Source organism: uncultured Brevundimonas sp. (genome assembly GCF_937870815.1).
In the GTDB taxonomy this organism is placed as follows: Bacteria; Pseudomonadota; Alphaproteobacteria; order Caulobacterales; family Caulobacteraceae; genus Brevundimonas.
Window position 1 is genome coordinate 1 of sequence record NZ_CALMZS010000093.1, and the last position, 18,570, is coordinate 18,570.

The 18,570-nt window shown below is 70.4% G+C and carries 21 protein-coding genes and 1 tRNA gene; 7 read left to right on the top strand and 15 right to left on the bottom strand.

Annotated features, from left to right (window positions below; all coding sequences use genetic code 11):
• Positions 1–139: 139 nt before the first annotated feature.
• The 4 genes from Q0588_RS05705 to Q0588_RS05720 all read right to left on the bottom strand — a co-directional run bounded on the left by Q0588_RS05705 (position 140) and on the right by Q0588_RS05720 (position 2,302).
• Entirely contained in the window at positions 140–436 is a 297-nt protein-coding gene (locus Q0588_RS05705; RefSeq protein WP_298744552.1) for a helix-turn-helix domain-containing protein, read from the bottom strand.
• Between the two features lie 125 nt (positions 437–561).
• Positions 562–804 (bottom strand): hypothetical protein, encoded by a 243-nt coding sequence (locus tag Q0588_RS05710; RefSeq protein ID WP_298744554.1) that lies wholly within the window; start codon positions 802–804, stop codon positions 562–564.
• 539 nt (positions 805–1,343) lie between these two features.
• A complete protein-coding gene (locus Q0588_RS05715) occupies positions 1,344–1,547 on the bottom strand; it encodes a hypothetical protein (protein WP_298744556.1) in 204 nt (67 codons plus the stop codon).
• 89 nt (positions 1,548–1,636) lie between these two features.
• On the bottom strand, positions 1,637–2,302 hold the full coding sequence (locus Q0588_RS05720) for a cell wall hydrolase (protein ID WP_366872651.1): 666 nt from the start codon (positions 2,300–2,302) through the stop codon (positions 1,637–1,639).
• Here Q0588_RS05720 and Q0588_RS05725 point away from each other — a divergent pair.
• The 3 genes from Q0588_RS05725 (at position 2,301) to Q0588_RS05735 (ending at position 3,369) form a co-directional block, all read left to right on the top strand.
• A complete protein-coding gene (locus Q0588_RS05725) occupies positions 2,301–2,426 on the top strand; it encodes a hypothetical protein (protein ID WP_298744558.1) in 126 nt (41 codons plus the stop codon). The genes Q0588_RS05720 and Q0588_RS05725 overlap by 2 nt on opposite strands.
• Positions 2,423–2,719 carry a helix-turn-helix domain-containing protein gene (locus tag Q0588_RS05730; protein WP_298744559.1) on the top strand — a complete coding sequence of 99 codons (297 nt, stop codon included), beginning with the start codon at positions 2,423–2,425 and terminating at the stop codon, positions 2,717–2,719. Before Q0588_RS05725 ends, Q0588_RS05730 begins: the two co-directional genes overlap by 4 nt.
• A gap of 218 nt (positions 2,720–2,937) precedes the next feature.
• Complete coding sequence (locus Q0588_RS05735; protein WP_298744609.1) at positions 2,938–3,369, top strand: zinc ribbon domain-containing protein; 432 nt, start codon at positions 2,938–2,940, stop codon at positions 3,367–3,369.
• Positions 3,370–3,412: 43 nt separating this feature from the next.
• On the opposite strand, the gene Q0588_RS05740 is transcribed toward Q0588_RS05735, so the two are convergent.
• The 8 genes from Q0588_RS05740 to Q0588_RS05775 form a co-directional block, all read right to left on the bottom strand.
• On the bottom strand, positions 3,413–4,204 hold the full coding sequence (locus Q0588_RS05740; protein ID WP_298744561.1) for a YkgJ family cysteine cluster protein: 792 nt from the start codon (positions 4,202–4,204) through the stop codon (positions 3,413–3,415).
• Entirely contained in the window at positions 4,201–4,797 is a 597-nt protein-coding gene (locus Q0588_RS05745; protein WP_298744562.1) for a hypothetical protein, read from the bottom strand. The genes Q0588_RS05740 and Q0588_RS05745 overlap by 4 nt, the downstream gene beginning before the upstream one ends.
• 42 nt (positions 4,798–4,839) lie before the next feature.
• The gene (locus tag Q0588_RS05750; protein WP_298744564.1) at positions 4,840–5,517 is read right to left on the bottom strand and encodes a hypothetical protein; all 678 of its coding nucleotides are present in this window, start codon (positions 5,515–5,517) and stop codon (positions 4,840–4,842) included.
• 46 nt (positions 5,518–5,563) lie between these two features.
• Positions 5,564–6,115: a hypothetical protein gene (locus Q0588_RS05755; RefSeq protein ID WP_298744566.1), complete on the bottom strand. Its 552-nt coding sequence runs from the start codon at positions 6,113–6,115 to the stop codon at positions 5,564–5,566.
• A gap of 93 nt (positions 6,116–6,208) precedes the next feature.
• Complete coding sequence (locus Q0588_RS05760; RefSeq protein WP_298744568.1) at positions 6,209–6,793, bottom strand: hypothetical protein; 585 nt, start codon at positions 6,791–6,793, stop codon at positions 6,209–6,211.
• A gap of 50 nt (positions 6,794–6,843) precedes the next feature.
• On the bottom strand, positions 6,844–7,725 hold the full coding sequence (locus Q0588_RS05765; RefSeq protein ID WP_298744570.1) for a CsgG/HfaB family protein: 882 nt from the start codon (positions 7,723–7,725) through the stop codon (positions 6,844–6,846).
• Positions 7,722–8,588 (bottom strand): hypothetical protein, encoded by an 867-nt coding sequence (locus Q0588_RS05770; RefSeq protein ID WP_298744573.1) that lies wholly within the window; start codon positions 8,586–8,588, stop codon positions 7,722–7,724. Before Q0588_RS05770 ends, Q0588_RS05765 begins: the two co-directional genes overlap by 4 nt.
• A gap of 119 nt (positions 8,589–8,707) precedes the next feature.
• Entirely contained in the window at positions 8,708–9,826 is a 1,119-nt protein-coding gene (locus tag Q0588_RS05775) for a hypothetical protein (protein ID WP_298744575.1), read from the bottom strand.
• Between the two features lie 160 nt (positions 9,827–9,986).
• On the opposite strand from Q0588_RS05775, the gene Q0588_RS05780 reads away from it, so the two are divergent.
• The gene (locus tag Q0588_RS05780) at positions 9,987–12,233 is read left to right on the top strand and encodes a TonB-dependent receptor (protein ID WP_298744577.1); all 2,247 of its coding nucleotides are present in this window, start codon (positions 9,987–9,989) and stop codon (positions 12,231–12,233) included.
• Between the two features lie 477 nt (positions 12,234–12,710).
• Positions 12,711–13,835, top strand: coding sequence for a type VI secretion protein (locus tag Q0588_RS05785; RefSeq protein ID WP_298744579.1), 1,125 nt, complete (start codon positions 12,711–12,713; stop codon positions 13,833–13,835).
• Between the two features lie 274 nt (positions 13,836–14,109).
• On the opposite strand, the gene Q0588_RS05790 is transcribed toward Q0588_RS05785, so the two are convergent.
• Positions 14,110–14,185: transfer RNA gene (locus Q0588_RS05790), tRNA-Lys, on the bottom strand.
• Positions 14,186–14,442: 257 nt separating this feature from the next.
• On the opposite strand from Q0588_RS05790, the gene Q0588_RS05795 reads away from it, so the two are divergent.
• A complete protein-coding gene (locus tag Q0588_RS05795; RefSeq protein WP_298744580.1) occupies positions 14,443–14,796 on the top strand; it encodes an Hpt domain-containing protein in 354 nt (117 codons plus the stop codon).
• Positions 14,797–14,857: 61 nt separating this feature from the next.
• On the opposite strand, the gene Q0588_RS05800 is transcribed toward Q0588_RS05795, so the two are convergent.
• Together Q0588_RS05800 and Q0588_RS05805 are read right to left on the bottom strand one after the other, a co-directional pair.
• Positions 14,858–15,172: a chorismate mutase gene (locus Q0588_RS05800; RefSeq protein WP_298744581.1), complete on the bottom strand. Its 315-nt coding sequence runs from the start codon at positions 15,170–15,172 to the stop codon at positions 14,858–14,860.
• A 22-nt stretch (positions 15,173–15,194) separates the two neighbouring features.
• Positions 15,195–16,010 (bottom strand): ferredoxin--NADP reductase, encoded by an 816-nt coding sequence (locus Q0588_RS05805; RefSeq protein WP_298744583.1) that lies wholly within the window; start codon positions 16,008–16,010, stop codon positions 15,195–15,197.
• A gap of 104 nt (positions 16,011–16,114) precedes the next feature.
• Between Q0588_RS05805 and Q0588_RS05810 the strand changes: the two genes are divergently transcribed.
• Positions 16,115–18,454 (top strand): S9 family peptidase, encoded by a 2,340-nt coding sequence (locus Q0588_RS05810; RefSeq protein ID WP_298744585.1) that lies wholly within the window; start codon positions 16,115–16,117, stop codon positions 18,452–18,454.
• Positions 18,455–18,570: the final 116 nt, after the last annotated feature.

The window sequence follows — 18,570 nt, forward strand, 5'->3', positions numbered from 1 at the left end:
TCCGCGCCATCGCCACCCGCTACGACAAGCGCGCCGTCAACTTCCTGGCCGGTGTCTACGCCGCATCAAGCTTCATATTGCTCAATTGAGGACGCGCCCTAGCAAGCGACCGCAACAGGGGCCCATCGACGGCGGACCGTCAGCCGTGCGCGAGAACGTCCTGAACGGCGTCCGGGCGGCGCTCTATAACCATAAGCAGCAGGCGCGCGCTGGCCTCGGGGCGGCGACGGCCCTGTTCCCACTGGCGAAGCGTCGATGACGCGAAGCCGTATTTGGCGGCGAAGGCGTCCTGACTCAGACCTTCCCGGGTCCGGATCGCCTTGACGTCCACATCGGCGGGCGCATGTACGCGCGCGGGCCTGGCCTTTCCTTCGACGATATCGGCGACTTCGTTCAGACCTCGCATGATGCGGTCGATATTGGTGGTGTCGTTCATCTGACGGTCCTTTCCCGGTCGGGTCATTTCAGGCCCGCCAATATGCGTTTGGCCAATCCGGCCATGGCGTTCACCTCCGCGTCGGTGAAGGTTTCACGGCTCGCCTTGGACAGGGCCGCGAAAACCTAAACCGGCATGGCGCGCGGGGCGAAGAAGGTCACTACGCGATAGCCGCCCGACTTGCCCTTGCCCCGTCCGGCGAGGCGAACCTTGCGGCAACCGCCCGAACCCGCGATCAGATCACCGGCCGTGGGATTGGCGGCCAGGAGTTGAACCAGGGCGTCCAGGTCCAGCTGCGTCATGCCTTCGCTCTTGGCGTCGGAGAGGAAACCGGCCGTGAAGGCGACCTCTCGCAACGGCTCCATCATGATCCGATCTATACGTCGTTGACATATAGAAAGCAAGACCGAGTGCGAACACGCCTGTGATCTGTTCGACGAGCTGGCAGCGATCAACGTCAGGCGTGTTGATCGTCTTCGAGATTTCGGCGGCAACGTCCGATTAAGCCGCCTCAACCATTCAGCGTGGACCGTGTCCAAGCTGAGGGATACAACCAAAATGTTAGAAGTTAGAACCCCTCCGTCTCCGCCACGCTCTCTGTTTTTCTTTGGTATTTTCGAATTACAGAGACGACACCCTCCATAAAGCCCATCAAACATGGAGGCGGGCCGACGGCGGGGGTCCGGGGTGTTCAGCCGGTTTCACAGTCGCCCATGAGCGCCCGGCCCCTCGGCTCAAGCCTGGCTCGCTGGCGCGGTCAGGATGCGTTCGGGTTGTGCGGGTGACGGCGGCGAAGCGGCAGATGATGCGGGGCGGGATCAGGGTGGCCTCGCAGGTCATTCTGACCGGTCGCCGGTTGGGGCCCGAAATCGCCGGCCGGCGGGCGATCACCAGCCCCGGCCGATCTTCAGGTGGCGCACGCCTCGACTACGGTCGTCCCTCTCGGGCCGTGAATGAACGCCCCGCTCGCTTCGGCATGACCGGCGAAAGAGCTGGCCCGGCTCGCCAGCTGGGCCTGACGCGAGGCCGCCGCCTGCGACGGCTCCCAGCCGGTCGCCACCGAGACTCCGTCCAGGTTCACCACGATCCAGACGAAACGGGGCCGGCCCATCCTGTTTGATCGTCACCGCCAGCATCGCAAGCTCCCGACAATATCCGCGCAAGCTCAAACATCATCGCCGCCGCCGCGCGGAGCGGCGGTCACCATCCGGACGGCGTCGCGATCCTCGATCGCCGCTGCGGCCGGGGCCCCGGTTGGGCCAGGGGATCGGCCATCATCGGCGCCGCGGCAGGCGGCGGCGGCTCGACCACGGGTGTCGAAGCGACAGCTTCAGGCTCGGCGGCGGCAGGCGTCGGCACCGCTTCCACGATGGGGATGGTGAGAGTCAGGTCTTCCACCGGCTCCTCGAAGATGACGGTCAGCAGGACCGGCTCGGGGATTTCAACCGGGCTCGACAGGGCCGCCATCTGGGCCGGCACGGGCTCGGGCCCGCCATAACGGCTGGTGAAGGCGGCCGGCAGGCCCCAGCCGCCGTTCCAGCGATAGAAGATGTGGGTCCCGAGCTGGCGCACCTTGGTCAGCCGCTCGGCCCAGTAGGGCGCGACCCAGTCGGTGTGATAGTGGGTCGCCGTGCCGACCGCGGCCATGACCGCGCCGTTCAGCGCGGCTGACGCGGACGCCCTGGCCCTGGCCCATCCCGCGACCGACGGCGTCCGCGCCATGGCGCCGTCGCAGGTGAAGGAGAACTGGCAGCCCGTGGCCCGCTCCGAACCCTGGAACACCACGCCGCAAACCGTGCCGGGATAGGCAGGATGGCGCATGCGGTTCAGCACGACCTGGGCCACCGCGGCCTGCCCTTCCGACATGCCGCTGTTCGCGCTGACCGCCTATGCCAAGAACGAACGGGCGGACCTGAGCCGGCAGGACCGCAACGACTTCAAACGGCTGACTGCAATTCTGGTCGAGAGTTTCAAAGGGAGACGCAGATGAGCAAGGTCGCCGACAGCATCCGGCGCGGACTGGAGGAAGCGGTCGCCTACGCCAGAGGCGAAGCGGACGCCAATGCCTATCGCGTCCATGTCCCCGCCGACATCGACGTGAAGGCAATCCGCGCCCGGCTCGGCATGACCCAGGAGGAGTTCGCCGGGCGGTTCGGGTTCAGCGTCAATACGCTTCGTCACTGGGAGCAGGGGGTGCGCCAGCCTGAGGGACCGGCGCGCGCCTATCTGCTGGTGATCGACCGCGCCCCCAAGGCGGTGCAAAAGGCTTTGCACGCGGCATGATGCCAGCCTCTCTCGCCATGCCAGCCTCGCCCCGCGCCGCCGCGTTCCTGTCTTTGTACGCTGGGCTACGAAGCGTATTCGTGGCGTAAAAAAGCTGTTCTTTCAAGGCTTTGTTTCGGAGGCTTTGGGGCCATGCCCCGTCCCTCGCGCCCGCACCAGCCATCCGCGTCCGAGCAGCTTGAACGGCTGCTGGGCGACCTTGGCCGTTTCCGGGCGGCCTGGTCCATTGCGCCGGGTGCGGCAGAGCCATGACCATCCGCACCGGCAAGGGCGGGCGCTATCGCTATTATACCTGCTCGACCAAGGCCCGGCAGGGACCTACCGCCTGCACCGGCATGACCGTTCCGATGGAGAAGCTGGACGCGCTGGTCGCCGGACATCTTGACGACCGCCTGCTTGATCCAGTCAGACTTGAAAAGGTGCTGGCCACCGTCCTCGACCGCAGGCAGGAGCGAAGCGAGCGCCGCCGCCAGCATATCGCCGAGTTGAACAAGCGGGCGGCCGAGACCGATCTGCGCCTCAAGCGCCTTGACGCCATCGAGAACGGCGTCGCCGATCTGGACGACTATGCCGGACTTAGCCTTGGCGAAGCCCTGCTGTTCGACGCCATCAAGACGATGGCGACGGCCCTGAGCCAGTTGTCCGCGTGAACAGGCCGCGCCCCATCCTTGGGGCCGCCATCCCGACGCCGGATCACAGCCGGCCGATCACGTCCCGCAGGATGTCGGCGCCGGTTCGGTCGCGCGGCGAAGGCGGCGCCTGGGCGTCCTGGACCAGCGCCAGCACCAGCGGCAACCAGCCGTCGCGGAGGTCGGCGTGCAGCAGCGCCAGCGACGGCCGGGCCTCGAGGGGAACCTGCTCGATGCCCGGAGACAGGGCGGCGCACAGGTCCGGCGACGAGGTGACCAGATATTCCCGGCACGCCAGCGGACGGTCGGCGTGGATCGAGCAGGCTTCGTCCTCGAGGAAGGGGCAGGCCACGCCGGCGGCGAAATACGCCAGCGCCACGGACTGACGGTCGGCGGGATCCCGGCCCAGCCGCTCCAGCAGGCCGAGCGGCTCGAGCGCGTCGAGGGCCGCGTCGAAGCGACGCCGGACCCGGCCGCGGCGAGGCTCGGGCATGGCCTCGACCAGCCGGGCCAGGGCGCGGGCCTCGGCCGGGGCGATGGGAACCATCTGGCGGCAGCAGGCGCCGCAGCCGGCGCGGCAGGAGACCGCCCGCCCTTCGGCCTCGGCCCGCGCCGCCGCCCGGGCGGCGAACAGGCTGCTGAGGCCGTGGACGACGGGCAGGACGTCCTCGACCGCCACGGGACCGGCGGGCACGGTCATCTCCACCGGAATCCGCTCCTCCCCGACCGCCAGCGTCACCCGGCCGGTGGCGCTCGCCCCGCCGCACGGGGGCGCGGCCGAGAGGTGCACGACTGCGTCGGGCCCGGGCTCGACCTTCTGGGGCGCCGCGCAGGCCGGGGCGGCCGACATGGTCATCGCGTGGTCGAGACCTCCCCCATGGCCGAATTGGCGTCTTCCAGGCGGGCCGTCGCCGGCAGCCGGCACTGCCGGACGCCCTCGTGGCGGACGACCTCGCCGCGCCGGGCGAGGCAGGCCCGCAGCGGCAGGGCGGCGTCGATCTTCAGGTAGCGGTATTCCCCGCTATGCTTGTGGCCGTCGGATTCGGCGGCCGGCAGGTAGGAGGTCAGATTGCCCGCGGCGGCCTGATCGCTGATCGACGCCGGTTCGCCGGCGCAGGGGCCGGTCGGGCGGCCGGGGCCGGGCAGGCCGGGGGTGCAGCCGCCATTGCCGCCGGGGCCGGTCGGGTCCTGGACCGCCAACCCCGACATGCCGCCCGCCCGGCCGCCGGTCGGCCCGGCGGGCGGGCGACAGGGGCCGGACTCGCCCGGGCGGCAGGTCGTCCCGCGCGCGGTCGAGTCGCGGAATCGCGTGGTCGAGGGCTCTTGAAGGGCGCCCGTCGCGGGACCGCGGGGTGGTTCGCGGGTCTGCTGCCGGGCCTGGGCGGCCACGGCCATGACGCCGAGGTCGAAGGCCAGGGCGCCGGCGAGGATGAGGGCTGTTCTTTTCATGGGGACTTCTCCTGTTCGTGGGTGGTTTGGACTCGTTTGCGCTCATTCCCGCGAAAGCGGAGTTCTCGGAGCGGCCTGGCGGGGCTCGGCGTCGCGGGGGGCGGCCAGGAAGGTGCAGCGGATGCGGGGCGGCAGGAGGGTGGCCTCGCAGGTGATGCGGCGCGGACTCCGGCGGGGATCCGCCGCCGCGGACGGGGAGGGAATCTCGACGCTGGGCCGGGCGCAGCCCGCGCCGGTGAAGACGGCGGCGATGTCGTCGGCCCGCCCGGCGGCGGCCAGGGCCTCGATCCGCTCGCGGTTGTCGCGGAACACGGCCGCGCAGTCCGGGCCGCGCCCGTCGCCGGCCGCGGCCGGGGCCTCGACGACCTGGGCGGTGAGCGTCACCGCGCCGGTGCGCGGGCCGACGGGAAAGGTCCACGCGCCGCGCGGGGTCGGCGTCAATCGCCGCCCGTCGATGCCGACCCAGGCCAGGGCGCACGGCACGTCGCGCGGACAGGCGACGGACACCTCATACTCCCCGGCCTCGACCCGGACCCGGGCCGAGACCCGGCCGTCGCCGCCGCTGGTCCCGACGACGATGGCGTGGCCGGGGTTCTTGCGGACGACCACGCTCCCGCCGGCGACGGGTTTTACCTCGGCCTGCGCGGGGCCGGTCGCGGGGACGGCCAGCAGGATCAGGGCCAGGGCGGCGGCGGCCAGGGGGGCGGGGTGATGGGTCATGCCGGTCTCCTGGGGTCGGGGCTATGCGGATGGGGGCGAAGGCGGCTCAAGGGATGATCCGGCGGTTGGGTCCGCGCGGCGCCGCCTGATGCCGCCGCCGCGGCGGGCCGGGGACGATGGCGCCGCTGACGCAGGCGGTATTGTTGGCGGCGACCAGGTCCGGCTGGGTGGCGGCGTTGACGGCGTGGGCCACCTGGGCGCAGCTGGAATAGGCTTGGCCCCCGCCAACCACGGCGGCGACGGTGATGGGGGCGAACGACTGGCCCGCGCCCAGGCCGTCGGCGCGGGCGCAGGTGACGGTCTGGCCCGCGACCGAACAGCTCCAGCCGGCGCCCGAGGCGGCGATCTGGGTGAAGGTCGGCGGCAGCACGTCGGTCACCGTGACGGTCAGGTTCGGCGGCAGGGTCAGGGAACTGACATTGCCGGCGACGATGACGAAGGTCCGGGTCTGACCCATGCCGGCCGGACCCCCGCCAGTCTTGGTCACCATCAGGTCGGCGGCGACGGCGCCGCCGGCGGCGAAGGCCAGGCACAGGGCCGCCGCGGCCGCCGGCGTCGCGCCGCGCCGGGATGCGGACATCCTCTTCAGGCATCTCATCACGGTCGTCTCCATCTTGCTGGACGCGGTCCTGGCCGGGGCCGGGCAGACCGCGGGACCGGCGATCCCACGGGCTGCCGGGCGGGCCAGCCTCTAGGGTCTCGGCGAAGTGTTGACGCAGCAGCGCTCGAGCCGCAGCGTGGCCGACAGGACGGAATGGTCGTCCTGGGTGACGAAGCTGAGCCGGTTGTTGCTGTTGAGCGTGGCCAGCTGAGCCCCGGTGAGGGTGAAGGTCTTGGTGATCTGCGAACCCGCCGCGAACGGCGCATTGGGGCGGATATATCCGCTCTGGCCGGGCAGCGACGCTCCCCCCGAGATCACGGCGATGGTGTCGTTGCCGGCGTCGCTGGTGGTGTTCGAGGTGCCGGCGGTGATCGCCCTCAGCCGGACCGTCAGGACCGCGCTCGTGATGGCGCAGCAGGCCGGCGGCCGCCAGCGGAAGGTATAGCCCGTAAACTTGTTGGCGACGGTTCCGCCGATGGTCTGCATATTGGCCAGGGCGGCCGCGGGGAAGTCCGCGTTCTCGATGTTCGTGCCCGTCGCGTTGAGGGTCTCGACGGTCGGATTGGGGCAGGGCATCGGGCGGGGGGGCGCCGGGCGGCGAGCATCCTGGGCCATCACCGAGCCGGCGATCAGAATGCCGCCGACCAGGACAAGTCTTCCAACAGATTTCTTCATGGCAAGGCTCCTTTGGGGTTCGGTTTCAAATACGACAGGGCTGGAATGGGTCATTCCGCTTTCAGTACATCGCCGCGCATCGGCGGTTCGCCGTCGATGACGCTGGCGATGGACAGCCGGTCGCGCACGGTCTGGACCTGCACCCGGCCGATGCGGGCCATTTCGACGTCCAGCACCTCGCCGGTGCCGGGGTCGGTCAGGGTGCGGCCGGGCCGCCAGACCGCCAGGGTCAGGCCCGGCTGGACATTGCGGTCGGCCCCGGCGTTCAGATAGACGCCGTTGTCGGCGGCATCGACCACCAGGGCCGACCATTCGACGCGGCGCATTCCCCCGGCGATCTGCTCCACGGCGCGGACGATGGCGTCCTGGCCCGCCTGGCCGATCGGGGTGGCGCGGAAGACCTCGCCGCCCAGATGCCCGCCGCCCCAGTTGTCGACCAGTCCCGCTTCCGAGGTGCGCGACGAGGCGCGACCCTCGGCGCTGGAGGTCGAGACGACCTGGCCGGTGGACGCATCCACCAGGCGCAGGGCGATCTCCAGCACGGCCGTCTGGGTGCGGGTGCCGGCCCGGCCGCCCAGCAGGCCGCCCAGCGGGCCGCCGCTGATGCTCATGCCGCCGCCGCCCGCCGCCGGCTCGAATTTGGTCACGGCGCCGCGCACGATGGCGCTGGCCTCCATGCCTCCGCCCCCCTCGACCACCAGGAAACGGCCGTCCTCGACCAGGGCCTGGGTCAGCATGGCGGTCATGCCCTCGGCCGTGACCGAGCCGCCGACCGCCTCGGTGGCCCGGAAGAGGTCGACCGCGAGGGTCTTCTTCAGCCCGTCGAAGGTCGCGCGAGTCTGGGGCCGGGCCAGGGCGGGCGCGGCGAGGCCCGCCACGGCGAGGGTCGCGCCGGCCAGCACCAGTCGGCGGTTCGGGGTCAGGACGGTCATGGCCAGTTCACCACCCGGATCGAGCCGATGACGAGGGTCGGCGCGCGGCTCCGGCCGCCCGGCGGAGGGATGGGCGGACCGGACCGGGTCAGCCTGCCGTCGCCGTCCACGTCCGCCGGCGGCGGGCGCGTATCGGACCCGAGGCGGTTCCGACGATCCCGATCCTCCTCCCGCTCGGGGAGTTCCCGACAGCAGTCCCGGGTCAGGGCGGCGACATGCCCGGCCTGGTCGTTCGGGTCGGTCACCGTGCCGTCCCCGTTGTTCCGCGGCGGCGTCCCGACGCCGGCGGCGTTGCGAAGGCCGCCGTCGGACTCCCGCCCGTCGGGCCCGTCGCCGCCCGACCCTGGAAGGGGTGTCCGAGGGCCGGAGGCGCCCCGGCGGGTGGTCGCCGGCTCGATCCCGGGGCGCTGACCTTCGGCGAGGCCGGCGAACGGGCGGAAGCACAGGTCCGCCGACCCGGCCTGCCGTCCGGCCCGGACGCGCGAGGCGGGGACGACCAGCCGCTGTTGGTGGATCTGGGGGGGATCGTTCATCTCCCGGACCCTCCGGTTCAGGGTCGCCACCCTGAGCTCGACGAGGGTCCCGGCGCGCCGCCGGTCGCCGGCTCCGGGCCCCGAACTGGCCCGCGCGATCGCCAACCTCGCCGAACGGCCGTTCAGGCAGATCTCGTCGGCGCCCGAGGGGCCGGCCGGCAGGTGGAGGCGGAAATCGCCCCGGGCGTCGGTCCGGCCCCGGGCCACGATCCGTCCCTCGCGGACGGAGCTGACCATCACATCGGCCAGGGTGTAGTCGGCGGCGGCGGGCGTCGCCTGCGCCAGCCCGGTCAGGGCGATCAGGACGATCCATCCCGGTCTCGATATCATGGAACCAGCTCCAGGCCCCGCTCGGGTCTCGAGCGGTTCCTCATTGTTCATGGCGGGATTTTCGTGTCGATACGGCTCGGCTAGTCCGTTCGGACCAGTCGGCGCCGGTTCAGCCTCGCTCAGAGCAGGCGGCCGAACATCTGGATCATCTCGGCCTGACTGGCCGTGCCGCTCTTCCTGAAGATGCTCTGCAGGTGGTTGCGGGCGGTGTTCAGGGCCATGCCGGCCTGCCCCGCCGCCTGGGCCAGGCCGGGGCCGCGGATCAGGGCGATGACCAGATCGGCCTCGCGCTCACTGAGGCCGAACACGGCGGCCATGGCCTCGCGCGACGGCAGGGGCGTCGCCGCCAGGTCCTGGATATGGATGACGCAGGCGATGCTGTGGCGGGTCAGGAAGACCTCGGCCCGGGGCGCCGGCAGGATGGTCAGCACATAGGGATTGCGGCCCGAGCGGCGGTTGACCGGCATCTGGCCCCCGCGTCGGTCGGCGAACGGCAGGGCCGGGCCGATCGCGCCCCGGACCAGCCGCCCCAGCCGCAGGGTCTCGGGCCCGCGGTCGGCGACGAACCCCTGCGGTCCATGGGCCAGGCCGTCGCCGGCCGCCAGCATGGTCCGCGCGGCGTCATTGGCGAAGGTGACGGCGCCGGTCCGGTCCAGCAGGATGATCCCGTCCGCCTTGCGCGCCAGGGCCTCCAGCAGGATGAATTGGGTCGCCGCCTTCTGTTCGATCACCTGACCCAGGGCCACGGCCTGTTCGATATGCGGAGCCAGCCGGCGGAAGGCGGCGATGGACTCCTGAGAGGCATGGCCCTGGGCGGCCGTGCGCATCACGGCCACGGTTCCGGTCGATCCGTCGGGCAGCGTCGTCATCGCGCCCAGTTGGAACCGGGTGCCCAGGATTTCGTCCGCCTCGCGACATGTGGCGTTTCGGGACATCTCGGCGACGTCATACAGGGCATGGTCGAAATAGATCTGCCCCTTGGGCACGCTGTAGAACAGCGGCATGCGCGGATCCTTGCCCAGAATGTCGCTGGCGTAGAAGGCGGCGGCGAACTCGGCCGAGAAGCCGTGGTTCTCGACGGCGATCGTCCGGTCGGCCTCGTCGCGAATGTTGAGCACGGCCGTGTGACCGCCGAACGCCACGGCGAGCCGTTCCAGCGTCGCCGTCCACGGCGTGTCGCCCATGGCCGAGGCGCCCAGGCACGCGACCAGATCGTCGTGCTCCGCAGTCCCGAGCATGATGCGCCCCCCCGTCACGAACGCCGTTCAATCGACACTAGTCCGAACGGACCCCCCATGCTAGCAGACCCCGACGAAGCTTGACGGTGCGACGATCGGGGAGGCCAATGCGGATGACACGACGGTCGCGGGCGCCGCGCCGGGATCGGCGGGGGGCCGCATGCTGACCGGTGCCCTCGTCCTGGTCGCCGCCCTGTCGGCGCAGGATCCGGACACCCCGCCGGCCCGGATCGACGACGTCGTCGTCACGGCGCGCTGGCGCGACGAGCGCCTTCAGGACGCGCCCGTCTCCGCCACCGTCCTGACCGGGGCGGACCTCCGGTCACGCAACCTGGCCGACCTGTCCCAGATCGACGCCTTCGTGCCCAATCTGGTGTTCGATCCCGGGACCGGCGACACCGGCGGCAGCACCAACGCCCAGATCTTCATCCGGGGCGTCGGCCAGGCCGATTTCCTGTCCACCGCCGAGCCCGGCGTCGGAATCTATGTCGACGGCGTCTATGTGGCGCGCGCCATCGGCTCGATGATGGGGCTGGTCGACGTCGAACAGGTCGAGGTGCTCCGGGGCCCGCAGGGCACGGCCTTCGGCAAGAACAGCGTCGGCGGCGCCATCAGCCTGACCACCCGCCGCCCCGCCGGGACCTTCGGCGGGCGCGCGGCCGTGACGCTGGGCAGTCTGGATCGGCGCAACCTCTCGCTGGTCGTGGACGTGCCGCTGGTGGACGACCGGCTGCTGGGCAAGGTCGTCGCCTATTCCGATCGTCGCGACGGCTTCGTGACCCGGCCGGACGGAGGAACCCTGGGCGCGATCGACGCCTCCGGCCTCGGGGTTCAGCTGGAGTGGCGTCCCGATCCGGGGTTCACCCTGCGGCTGGCGGCGGACTATGCGCGGCGACGCGACACCGTCGCCCCGGCCGGTCTCGTGGCCGTCGATCCGGCCGCCCCCCTGCTGGCGCTGTGGAACGCCCTGGTCGGGGCGCCCCGGGGCGTGGCCTATGACGCCCGCTTCGTTCCGACCGACCCCGACGTCACCCTCGGCACGGGGGGCAACGCCAGCGACCTGGACCAGGGCGGACTGGCGGCGACGGCGGAATGGCGCGGTTCTGCGGGGACGCTGCGGTCGATCACCGCCTATCGCCGCCACGACGCGGCGTTCGACTCGGACCCCGACCATTCGCCCCTGGTCTATTTCGAACAGGGCGTGACCGACCGGATGGATCAGTTCAGCCAGGAGGTCCAGTGGATCGGGTCGGCCCTGGACGGTCGCGTCGCCTATGTGGTCGGGGGCCTCTATTTCTCGGAACAGGGCGACGACACCTATCGCATACGGATCGCCCCGGGCCTGTTCGAGGCGCTGGAGGCGTTTCCGGCCGGGCTGATCCCCGGCCTGGGCGGCGCGGGCAATCCGGTCCATGTCGCTCTCGATCTCGACGGCCGGGTCGTCGGCGCCGTCGACAGCCGCAGCCATGCGGTCTTCGCCCATGCGGACGTCCGGCTGACCGAGCGCCTGTCCCTGTCCGCCGGCCTGCGCCAGACCTGGGATCGCAAGGCCTATCGCGCCCGGTTCGACCGGCTCGCGTCGGGAGTCACCGCCTATGACGTCGCCTCCAGCCGGGACTGGCAGGCGCTGACGCCGGGCGTGGTGGCGCGCTACCGCTGGAGTCCGCGGGTGATGGCCTATCTGTCGGTGGCGCGCGGCTACAAGTCGGGCGGATTCAACGGCCGCTCCCAGACGGCCTTCGAAGCCCGGACGCCGTTCGATCCCGAATACGTCCTGTCCTATGAGGCCGGCGTCAAGTTCGGCGCCTTCGACGATCGGCTGGCCGTCAATCTCGCCCTGTTCCGCGGGGATTACACCGATCTGCAGCTGTTCCGGCTGAGCGCGGCCGGCGGCGCCCCGGTGGTGATCATCGACAACGCCGGGGCGGCCCGCATCGACGGCTTCGAACTGGAGGTGACGGCCCGGCCCGTACCCGACCTGCGGCTGGACCTGGGCGTGGGCCGTCTCGACGGTCGCTACGAGCGGCTGGATCCGACAGTGGCCGGCCTCACCCTGGCCGACGACCTGCCCAAGACGCCGGAATGGTCCGTCAACCTGGGGATCGAGCAGGGTCTGGACGTCGCCCTCGGCCGGCTGACGGCGCGCGCGGACTATGCCTATCGCTCCCGCGTCCGGAACACGCCCGACAATGCCCCGTTGGTGGCCCAGCCGGGCCATGGCCTGGTCAATGCGGGGCTGACGTTCCAGCCCGGGCGCGGGGACTGGTCGGTCACCGTTTTCGGGACCAACCTGGCCGACCAGCGCTACATCACCAACGGACTGGACGGGCGGGCCAGCATCGGCCTCGCCGATGTCACTTTCGGGCGGCCGCGGGAATGGGGCGTACGGTTGGACCACGTCTTCTAGCGCGCTGACTATTCGCTGAACTTCGCCGGGCAGGGGAAAAAGTCCTTCTATCCGGCGCGGGAAAATGCACGGCGCATCAGGACTCGCACGCCGGACAAGGATCGGCACGACTGATCAACTTTGAGCAAACACCATCGCGGATCGTCGTACATTGGCGTATAAGATCAAACAGGAGGCATAGATAGAATCACAAAAAAGAGAAAATCTGATTAAAATGGTAAAATGGCAAGATAAAAGAGGCTGATCTGTTGGTCGGTTTGCTGTATGTTCCCAGTCAGTTGCTGGGGTGACTGGTGTGGGTTGCGAGTTGTCGTGACTTAGCCTTCCGGCCTCGGCATTTCGACATGATTGGGAGCGAGTGATGTCGGTTCGAAGCGGTATCGAAGCCCGTTTGGCGGGGATGGATCAGCCCGGAGAGCCGTTCCCAGTCGATCTGCCTGCCTTCGTCAAACCCGATCGGATCAATGTCCGACGGCGATGTTCCAGCGCCTCGCGGCCTCGCGCCTGTTCGCGAGGGGCGACCGGGCCGGGGTGCTGAAGGCGGCCCACAAGCGATCGGGACGAACCTTTCGGGTCGACGTCCGTCAGAAGGTCATCGTCAAGGCCCTGGTGTCGCGCCACTCCGGTGTCGGCGCCGCCAAGGGAGCGGTGCTCGGCCAGCATCTTTCCTATCTCGGCCGTGGCGGCGCGGGACAGGACGGCGCGCGGCCCGACCTGTTCGATCGGTCCGATGACGCGATCGACGCCAGGGCGGGCGCCAGGGCCTGGGCCGAGGACCGGCATCATTTCCGCTTCATCGTCTCGCCCGAGCACGGCGACCGGATCGCCGATCTGCGCGGCTATACGCGCGAGGTCATGGAGCGAGTCTCCAAGGACCTGGGCGAGCCCAACCTGCAGTGGGTCGGCGTCTGTCATTTCGACACCGATCAACCGCACGCCCATGTCGTGGTGCGCGGTCGCCGGGCCAGCGGCAAGGACCTGGTCATCCCGCGCGACTACATCGGCTACGGCTTTCGCGCGCGGGCCCAGGAGGTGGCCCATGAGCGGCTGGGCGATCTTGCCCGCACCGACGCCGAACGCCGCGTCTGGCGCGACACCGAGGCGGAGCGGTTCATCGGGCTGGATCGCCGGCTGGTCGCGGCGGCAGGCGCTGATGGACTCGTTTCTGACCCCGGCGGACAGGCCAATGCATGGGCTGCGCTCAGCCGCGGCCGGCTGCTTCATCTGGAGCGTCTGGGCCTGGCCGAACGGGTCGGCGCGGCCTATCGGCTCGATCGGCAGCTTGAGGTCAAGTTGCGGTCACTACAGATTCGACGGGACGTCATCCGAACGCTGAATCAGCGCCGTCTGGACGGTGCCAGGGCGGTGCGCGAGCTGGGCGCGGAGACGGTCCGGGGACGGGTGGTGGCGGGTGGTCGCCATGACGAGGTCGGGGCCTCGCCCTTCTTGGTCGTCAAGGATCAGGCTCAGGTGGAACACTATGCCCGACTGGCGCCGGGCAGGGTCGCGCCGGACGTGGGCGCGACGGTCGAACTCAAGGGCTCGGATGCGGGACTGGCGATGGTGCGCTCCATCGGCCGATCAGCTGGTCTTGAGCGGTGACAGTCAGGTCGAGCTGAACACGAAACGCGACCCATCGCTCAATGGGAAAAGCGTTTCATCGCACAACACCTAACTCGCTGTCCGACGCGTTCTCGAAGTGACCAATCCCGGCAAGATCGCCAAGCAACCGAAACGCCTTGAACCGTCGTGGAGAGCCCCGAGTAGCCCGAGTCACCACAGCATTTTGTGCCCCCGGTGTGCCCCACAGGAACAACGCTATCTTTCTTGACGCAGCGCGGCGGACTGCAAGTCATTGGTTATATTAAAGAAACAATGGTGGGTGATGCAGGGTTCGAACCTGCGACCCGCTGATTAAGAGTCAGCTGCTCTACCGACTGAGCTAATCACCCGGAGCCATGCGTCGGGCGGCGGCCGGACGGGCGGTCCCCGCGAGGGGGCGGACATAGAGACTGTCGGGGCGCGGCGCAAGTTCTTCAGGGCGCATTCCGGTTCGCCGCGGAAGCCCCTAGGATCGAGACCGTCAGCGGCCGCGCGGCAGGCGGCGGGGGGAGGCGTCCATGGCGGCTTTGTGGAACCGACGGCCCCGGATCGGGGCCATGCGGGCGCCGGGTCGGACCCGGCCCGCCTGTATCCGCGAGTCGGCCTGATGGCCCGGCGGGACCTGTCGGGCGCGGTCGACTTCGCCGTGCTGGAGCGGACCACCGGCGGCGACGACGCCGTCGGCGAGGAGGTGCTGGGCCTGTTCGCCCAGCAGGCGGCCCTGTGGTCGCCGATGCTGGACGTGCGCGAGGACGGCTGGCGGGACGCGGTGCACACCCTTCGCGGAGCCGCCGCGGGGATCGGGGCGGGGGCCCTGGCCGAAGCCTGCGCGGCGGCCGAGACGGCGGACAAGGCCGGGGCGCCGCCGCTGCTGGACCGGGTCCGGGACGCGCTGGACGCGGCCCTGGTCGATGTGGCGGCCTACCGGCACGAACTGATGCTGCGGTCGCTGAGGCGGTAGCCGGCCCAGCCCCCTCCACCATCCGTCGGATGGTCCCCCTCCCCCGATGGGGGAGGAGACGCTAACCCCGCGCGCGGTCGAAGACCGCGAACTCGTGGGCGATGCAGCGCTCGATCAGGGTGCGCCAGACCGGCTCGGCGATGGCCGGCGACAGGCCGGCGGGACCGGCGGCGGCCAGCACCTTGCGCATCACATCGTCGATGCGCGCCTCGTCGCGGACCACGGAGCGGTCCGGCTTGAGGCGGGCGGCGGCGTCCATGTAGCGCTGGCGTTCGGCCAGCAGGACGACGAGGGCGCGGTCGAGGGCGTCGACGCCGCGCCGGACCTCGGCCATCGAACCGCAGGCCTCCGGCGCCACCCGGGGGTCGACGGCCATCGCGGTCGGGGCCTCCTTCCGATCAGCCGACAAAGGCGCGCTCCAGCACATAGTCGCCGGGCTCGGCGTTCGAGCCCTCCCTGAGGCCGTAATTTTCGAGCAGTTCGGCCGCTTCCCTGATCATCGCCATCGAGCCGCACAGCATGACCCGGTCGGTGTTGGGCGAGAAGCCGGCCGGCAGGCCGAGGTCGGCGAACAGGTCGCCGGAACGGATGCGGTCGGTGATCCGGCCGGGGGTCTGGAAGCGCTCGCGGGTGACGGTCGGATAGTAGGTCAGCCGGGCCCGGGCCTCGTCGCCGACCAGCGGGTCGTCGTGGATGCCGGCGGCGAGGAAGTCGCGGTAGGTCAGGTCGGCGACGTTGCGCACCGTGTGGCAGACCACGACCTGGCCGAAGCGGCTCCAGGTCTCGGGGTCGCGGGCCACCGACAGCCACGGGGCCAGGCCGGTGCCGGTCCCGATCAGCCACAGGCGGTCGCCGCCGGTCAGGGCGTCGAGCACCAGGGTGCCGGTCGGCTTCCTGCCCATCAGCACCGTGTCGCCCGGCCGGATCTTCTGCAGGCGCGAGGTCAGGGGGCCGTCGGGGACCTTGATCGAGAGGAATTCCAGCGCCTCGTCCCAGCCGGGGCTGGCGATGGAATAGGCGCGCAGGATCGGTTTGGCGCCGTCCTCGCCGGGCAGGCCGAGCATGACGAATTCGCCGGAGCGGAAGCGGAAATCCTCGGGCCGGCGGATGCGGAAGCTGAACAGCCGGTCGGTCCAGTGATGCACCCACAGCACTTCCAGCTCGTGGAAGGCCGAGGCTTTCGCGGGCGGGGCGGGAACGGCGACGTCGGTCATCGGGCGCTTCTTAGGGGGCGCGGGGCGGAGGGGGAAGGGATGGGGTGTCGCGCGGACGGAACAAGGGGATGACGACGCCGGAATTCGCCTCTAGCGTCGTCGTCATGCGCCACCTCCTCCTCGCCTCCACCCTGTTGCTCGCGGCCCAGTCGTCCCTCACCGCCGCCCAGGCCCGGAGCGGGCCGCAAAGGCCGGACCCGGCGGTGCTGACGCCCGAGCGGGTGTTCGCCGATCCTTCCCTGGCCGGGCCGGTGGCGCGCGGCGTCAGCCTGTCGCCCGACGGCGAGCTGGTCGCCTTCCTGCGCTCGCGCGAGGACGACGTCGACGTGCTGGACCTGTGGGCCGCCCCGACCGGCGAGGGCGAGCCGTTCAAGCTGATCGACGCCCGGGCCCTGGTCCCCGACGCCGGCGAACTGTCGGAGGCCGAGAAGGCGCGGCGCGAGCGGATGCGCATCAGCCAGCGCGGGGTGGTCGAATATTCCTGGGACGAACAGGGGCGCTACATCCTCGCGCCGCTGGAGGGCGATGTCTTCCTGGCCAATCGCGCCGACGGAACGGTGCGCCGGCTGACCGAGACCGAGGCCGACGAGATCGACGCCAAGGTCTCGCCCCGGGGCAATTTCGTCTCCTTCGTGCGCGACCAGGACCTGGTGGTTCTGGACCTGGCCGGCGGGGTCGAGACCCCCATCACCGACGACGGCGACGGCCTGATCACCTGGGCCACCGCCGAGTTCATCGCCCAGGAGGAGATGGACCGCGACACCGGCTACTGGTGGAGCCCGGACGAACGCCGTATCGCCCTGCAGCGCACCGACGAATCGACGGTCGACGTGATCCCGCGGCTCGACATCACCGGCGGCGGGGCCAGCGTGGTCGAGCAGCGCTATCCGCGCGCCGGCCGGCCCAATGCGCTGGTCGAGCTGTATGTCCACGACCGCGAGACGGGACGGCGGGCCAGGGTCGATCTGGGCGAGAACGCGGACATCTATCTGGCCCGGGTCGACTGGTCGGCCGACGGCGAGACGCTGTACGTCCAGCGCCAGTCGCGCGACCAGAAGACCGTCGACCTGCTGAGCGTCGACCCGGACACCGGCGCGTCCCGGGTGATCGTCACCCAGACCAGCGAGGCCTGGACGCCGCTGAACCACGCCTTCAAGGCCCTGGACGACGGGCGGTTCATCTGGGCCTCGGAGGAGACCGGCTGGAACCACCTGTATCTGTACGAACGCGACGGGCGGATGGTCCGGCCGATCACCTGGGGGCCGTGGGCCGTGAAGAGCCTCAACGGCGTCAACCAGCAGACCGGCGAGGTCTTCTTCACCGCCTCGTTCGGCTATGCCGAGCGGCCCGGGGGCGTCACCGGCGGACACAGCGTCTGCCCGATGCCGGGCGGCCAGGAGGCCATGTGCGACGTGCAGGGCGAGCGGCCGACGACCCAGCGGCTGTGGCGCGCCTCGCTGGACGGGCAGAACGGCCGGTTCGTTCCGGTGACCCCGGACGGCGGCTGGTGGTCGGCGTCGATGGACCGGACCGGCACGGCCTTCGTCGGCGACTATTCGGACCTGAACACGCCCCTGCAATCGGGCCTGTATCGCGCCGACGGGACCTTCATCCGCTGGATCGAGGAGAACCGGCTGGACCAGGACCACCCCTACTGGCCCTATGCGGCGCGGCGCGGCGAGGTGACCTACGGCACGCTCGACAGCCACGGCGAGACCCTGGTCTGGCAGATGACCACGCCGCCGGGGTTCGACCCGTCGAAACAGTATCCGGTGGTGATGCAGGTCTATGGCGGGCCGTCGGGGGGCGGGGTCAGGCGGGCCTGGCAGCCGGCCACCAATCAACTGCTGACCGAGGCGGGCTACATCGTCTTCCGGCTGGACAACCGCGGCGAGGGCGACCGCTCGGCGGCGTTCAAACAGGCCCTGCATCTGAAGATGGGCCAGCCGGAGATCGAGGACCAGGTGCTGGGGGCGGCGCACCTGCGCTCCCTGCCGTTCGTCGACGACGACCGCATCGCCATGATGGGCTGGTCCTATGGCGGCTTCATGAGCCTGATGGCCCTGACCGAGCCCGGGATGGGGCTGACCTCGGCCATCGCCGGCGCGCCGCCGACGGAGTGGAGCCTGTACGACACCCACTACACCGAGCGGTTCATGTCGACGCCGGAGGCGAATCCGGAGGGCTACGCCGCCTCGGACGTCATCCCGCGCCTGCCGGAGATGACCGGGCGGCTGCTGCTGCTGCACGGCATGGCCGACGACAATGTGATCTTCGAGAATTCGACGCGGGTCATCAACGCGCTGCAGGAGAACAGCCAGCCGTTCGAGATGATGCTGTATCCGGGCCAGCGCCACGGGGTGCGCGGCAACCCGCGCCAGCTGCAGCAGTGGCGGACCTATCTGGACTTCCTTGACAGGACCATCGGGTCGCGGGCTCAGTAAAATCTCCCCTTCCCCTCGAGGGGGAAGGGGGCGGGGGTTGGAGTGGTGGCAGTGACGATCAGGACCTGGCGCGAGAGGCTCTTCGGCAAGGCTGACGGAGCCTGTCGGCGCTCCAC

Coding starts and splice junctions, on each gene's coding strand:
- Q0588_RS05705 (WP_298744552.1), bottom strand. CDS start 436: ATGAACGACACCACCAATATCGACCGCATCATGCGAGGTCTGAACGAA.
- Q0588_RS05710 (WP_298744554.1), bottom strand. CDS start 804: ATGATGGAGCCGTTGCGAGAGGTCGCCTTCACGGCCGGTTTCCTCTCC.
- Q0588_RS05715 (WP_298744556.1), bottom strand. CDS start 1,547: ATGGGCCGGCCCCGTTTCGTCTGGATCGTGGTGAACCTGGACGGAGTC.
- Q0588_RS05725 (WP_298744558.1), top strand. CDS start 2,301: ATGCCGCTGTTCGCGCTGACCGCCTATGCCAAGAACGAACGGGCGGAC.
- Q0588_RS05720 (WP_366872651.1), bottom strand. CDS start 2,302: ATGTCGGAAGGGCAGGCCGCGGTGGCCCAGGTCGTGCTGAACCGCATG.
- Q0588_RS05730 (WP_298744559.1), top strand. CDS start 2,423: ATGAGCAAGGTCGCCGACAGCATCCGGCGCGGACTGGAGGAAGCGGTC.
- Q0588_RS05740 (WP_298744561.1), bottom strand. CDS start 4,204: ATGACCATGTCGGCCGCCCCGGCCTGCGCGGCGCCCCAGAAGGTCGAG.
- Q0588_RS05745 (WP_298744562.1), bottom strand. CDS start 4,797: ATGAAAAGAACAGCCCTCATCCTCGCCGGCGCCCTGGCCTTCGACCTC.
- Q0588_RS05750 (WP_298744564.1), bottom strand. CDS start 5,517: ATGACCCATCACCCCGCCCCCCTGGCCGCCGCCGCCCTGGCCCTGATC.
- Q0588_RS05755 (WP_298744566.1), bottom strand. CDS start 6,115: ATGAGATGCCTGAAGAGGATGTCCGCATCCCGGCGCGGCGCGACGCCG.
- Q0588_RS05760 (WP_298744568.1), bottom strand. CDS start 6,793: ATGAAGAAATCTGTTGGAAGACTTGTCCTGGTCGGCGGCATTCTGATC.
- Q0588_RS05765 (WP_298744570.1), bottom strand. CDS start 7,725: ATGACCGTCCTGACCCCGAACCGCCGACTGGTGCTGGCCGGCGCGACC.
- Q0588_RS05770 (WP_298744573.1), bottom strand. CDS start 8,588: ATGATATCGAGACCGGGATGGATCGTCCTGATCGCCCTGACCGGGCTG.
- Q0588_RS05775 (WP_298744575.1), bottom strand. CDS start 9,826: ATGCTCGGGACTGCGGAGCACGACGATCTGGTCGCGTGCCTGGGCGCC.
- Q0588_RS05780 (WP_298744577.1), top strand. CDS start 9,987: ATGCTGACCGGTGCCCTCGTCCTGGTCGCCGCCCTGTCGGCGCAGGAT.
- Q0588_RS05785 (WP_298744579.1), top strand. CDS start 12,711: ATGTTCCAGCGCCTCGCGGCCTCGCGCCTGTTCGCGAGGGGCGACCGG.
- Q0588_RS05795 (WP_298744580.1), top strand. CDS start 14,443: ATGGCCCGGCGGGACCTGTCGGGCGCGGTCGACTTCGCCGTGCTGGAG.
- Q0588_RS05800 (WP_298744581.1), bottom strand. CDS start 15,172: ATGGCCGTCGACCCCCGGGTGGCGCCGGAGGCCTGCGGTTCGATGGCC.
- Q0588_RS05805 (WP_298744583.1), bottom strand. CDS start 16,010: ATGACCGACGTCGCCGTTCCCGCCCCGCCCGCGAAAGCCTCGGCCTTC.
- Q0588_RS05810 (WP_298744585.1), top strand. CDS start 16,115: ATGCGCCACCTCCTCCTCGCCTCCACCCTGTTGCTCGCGGCCCAGTCG.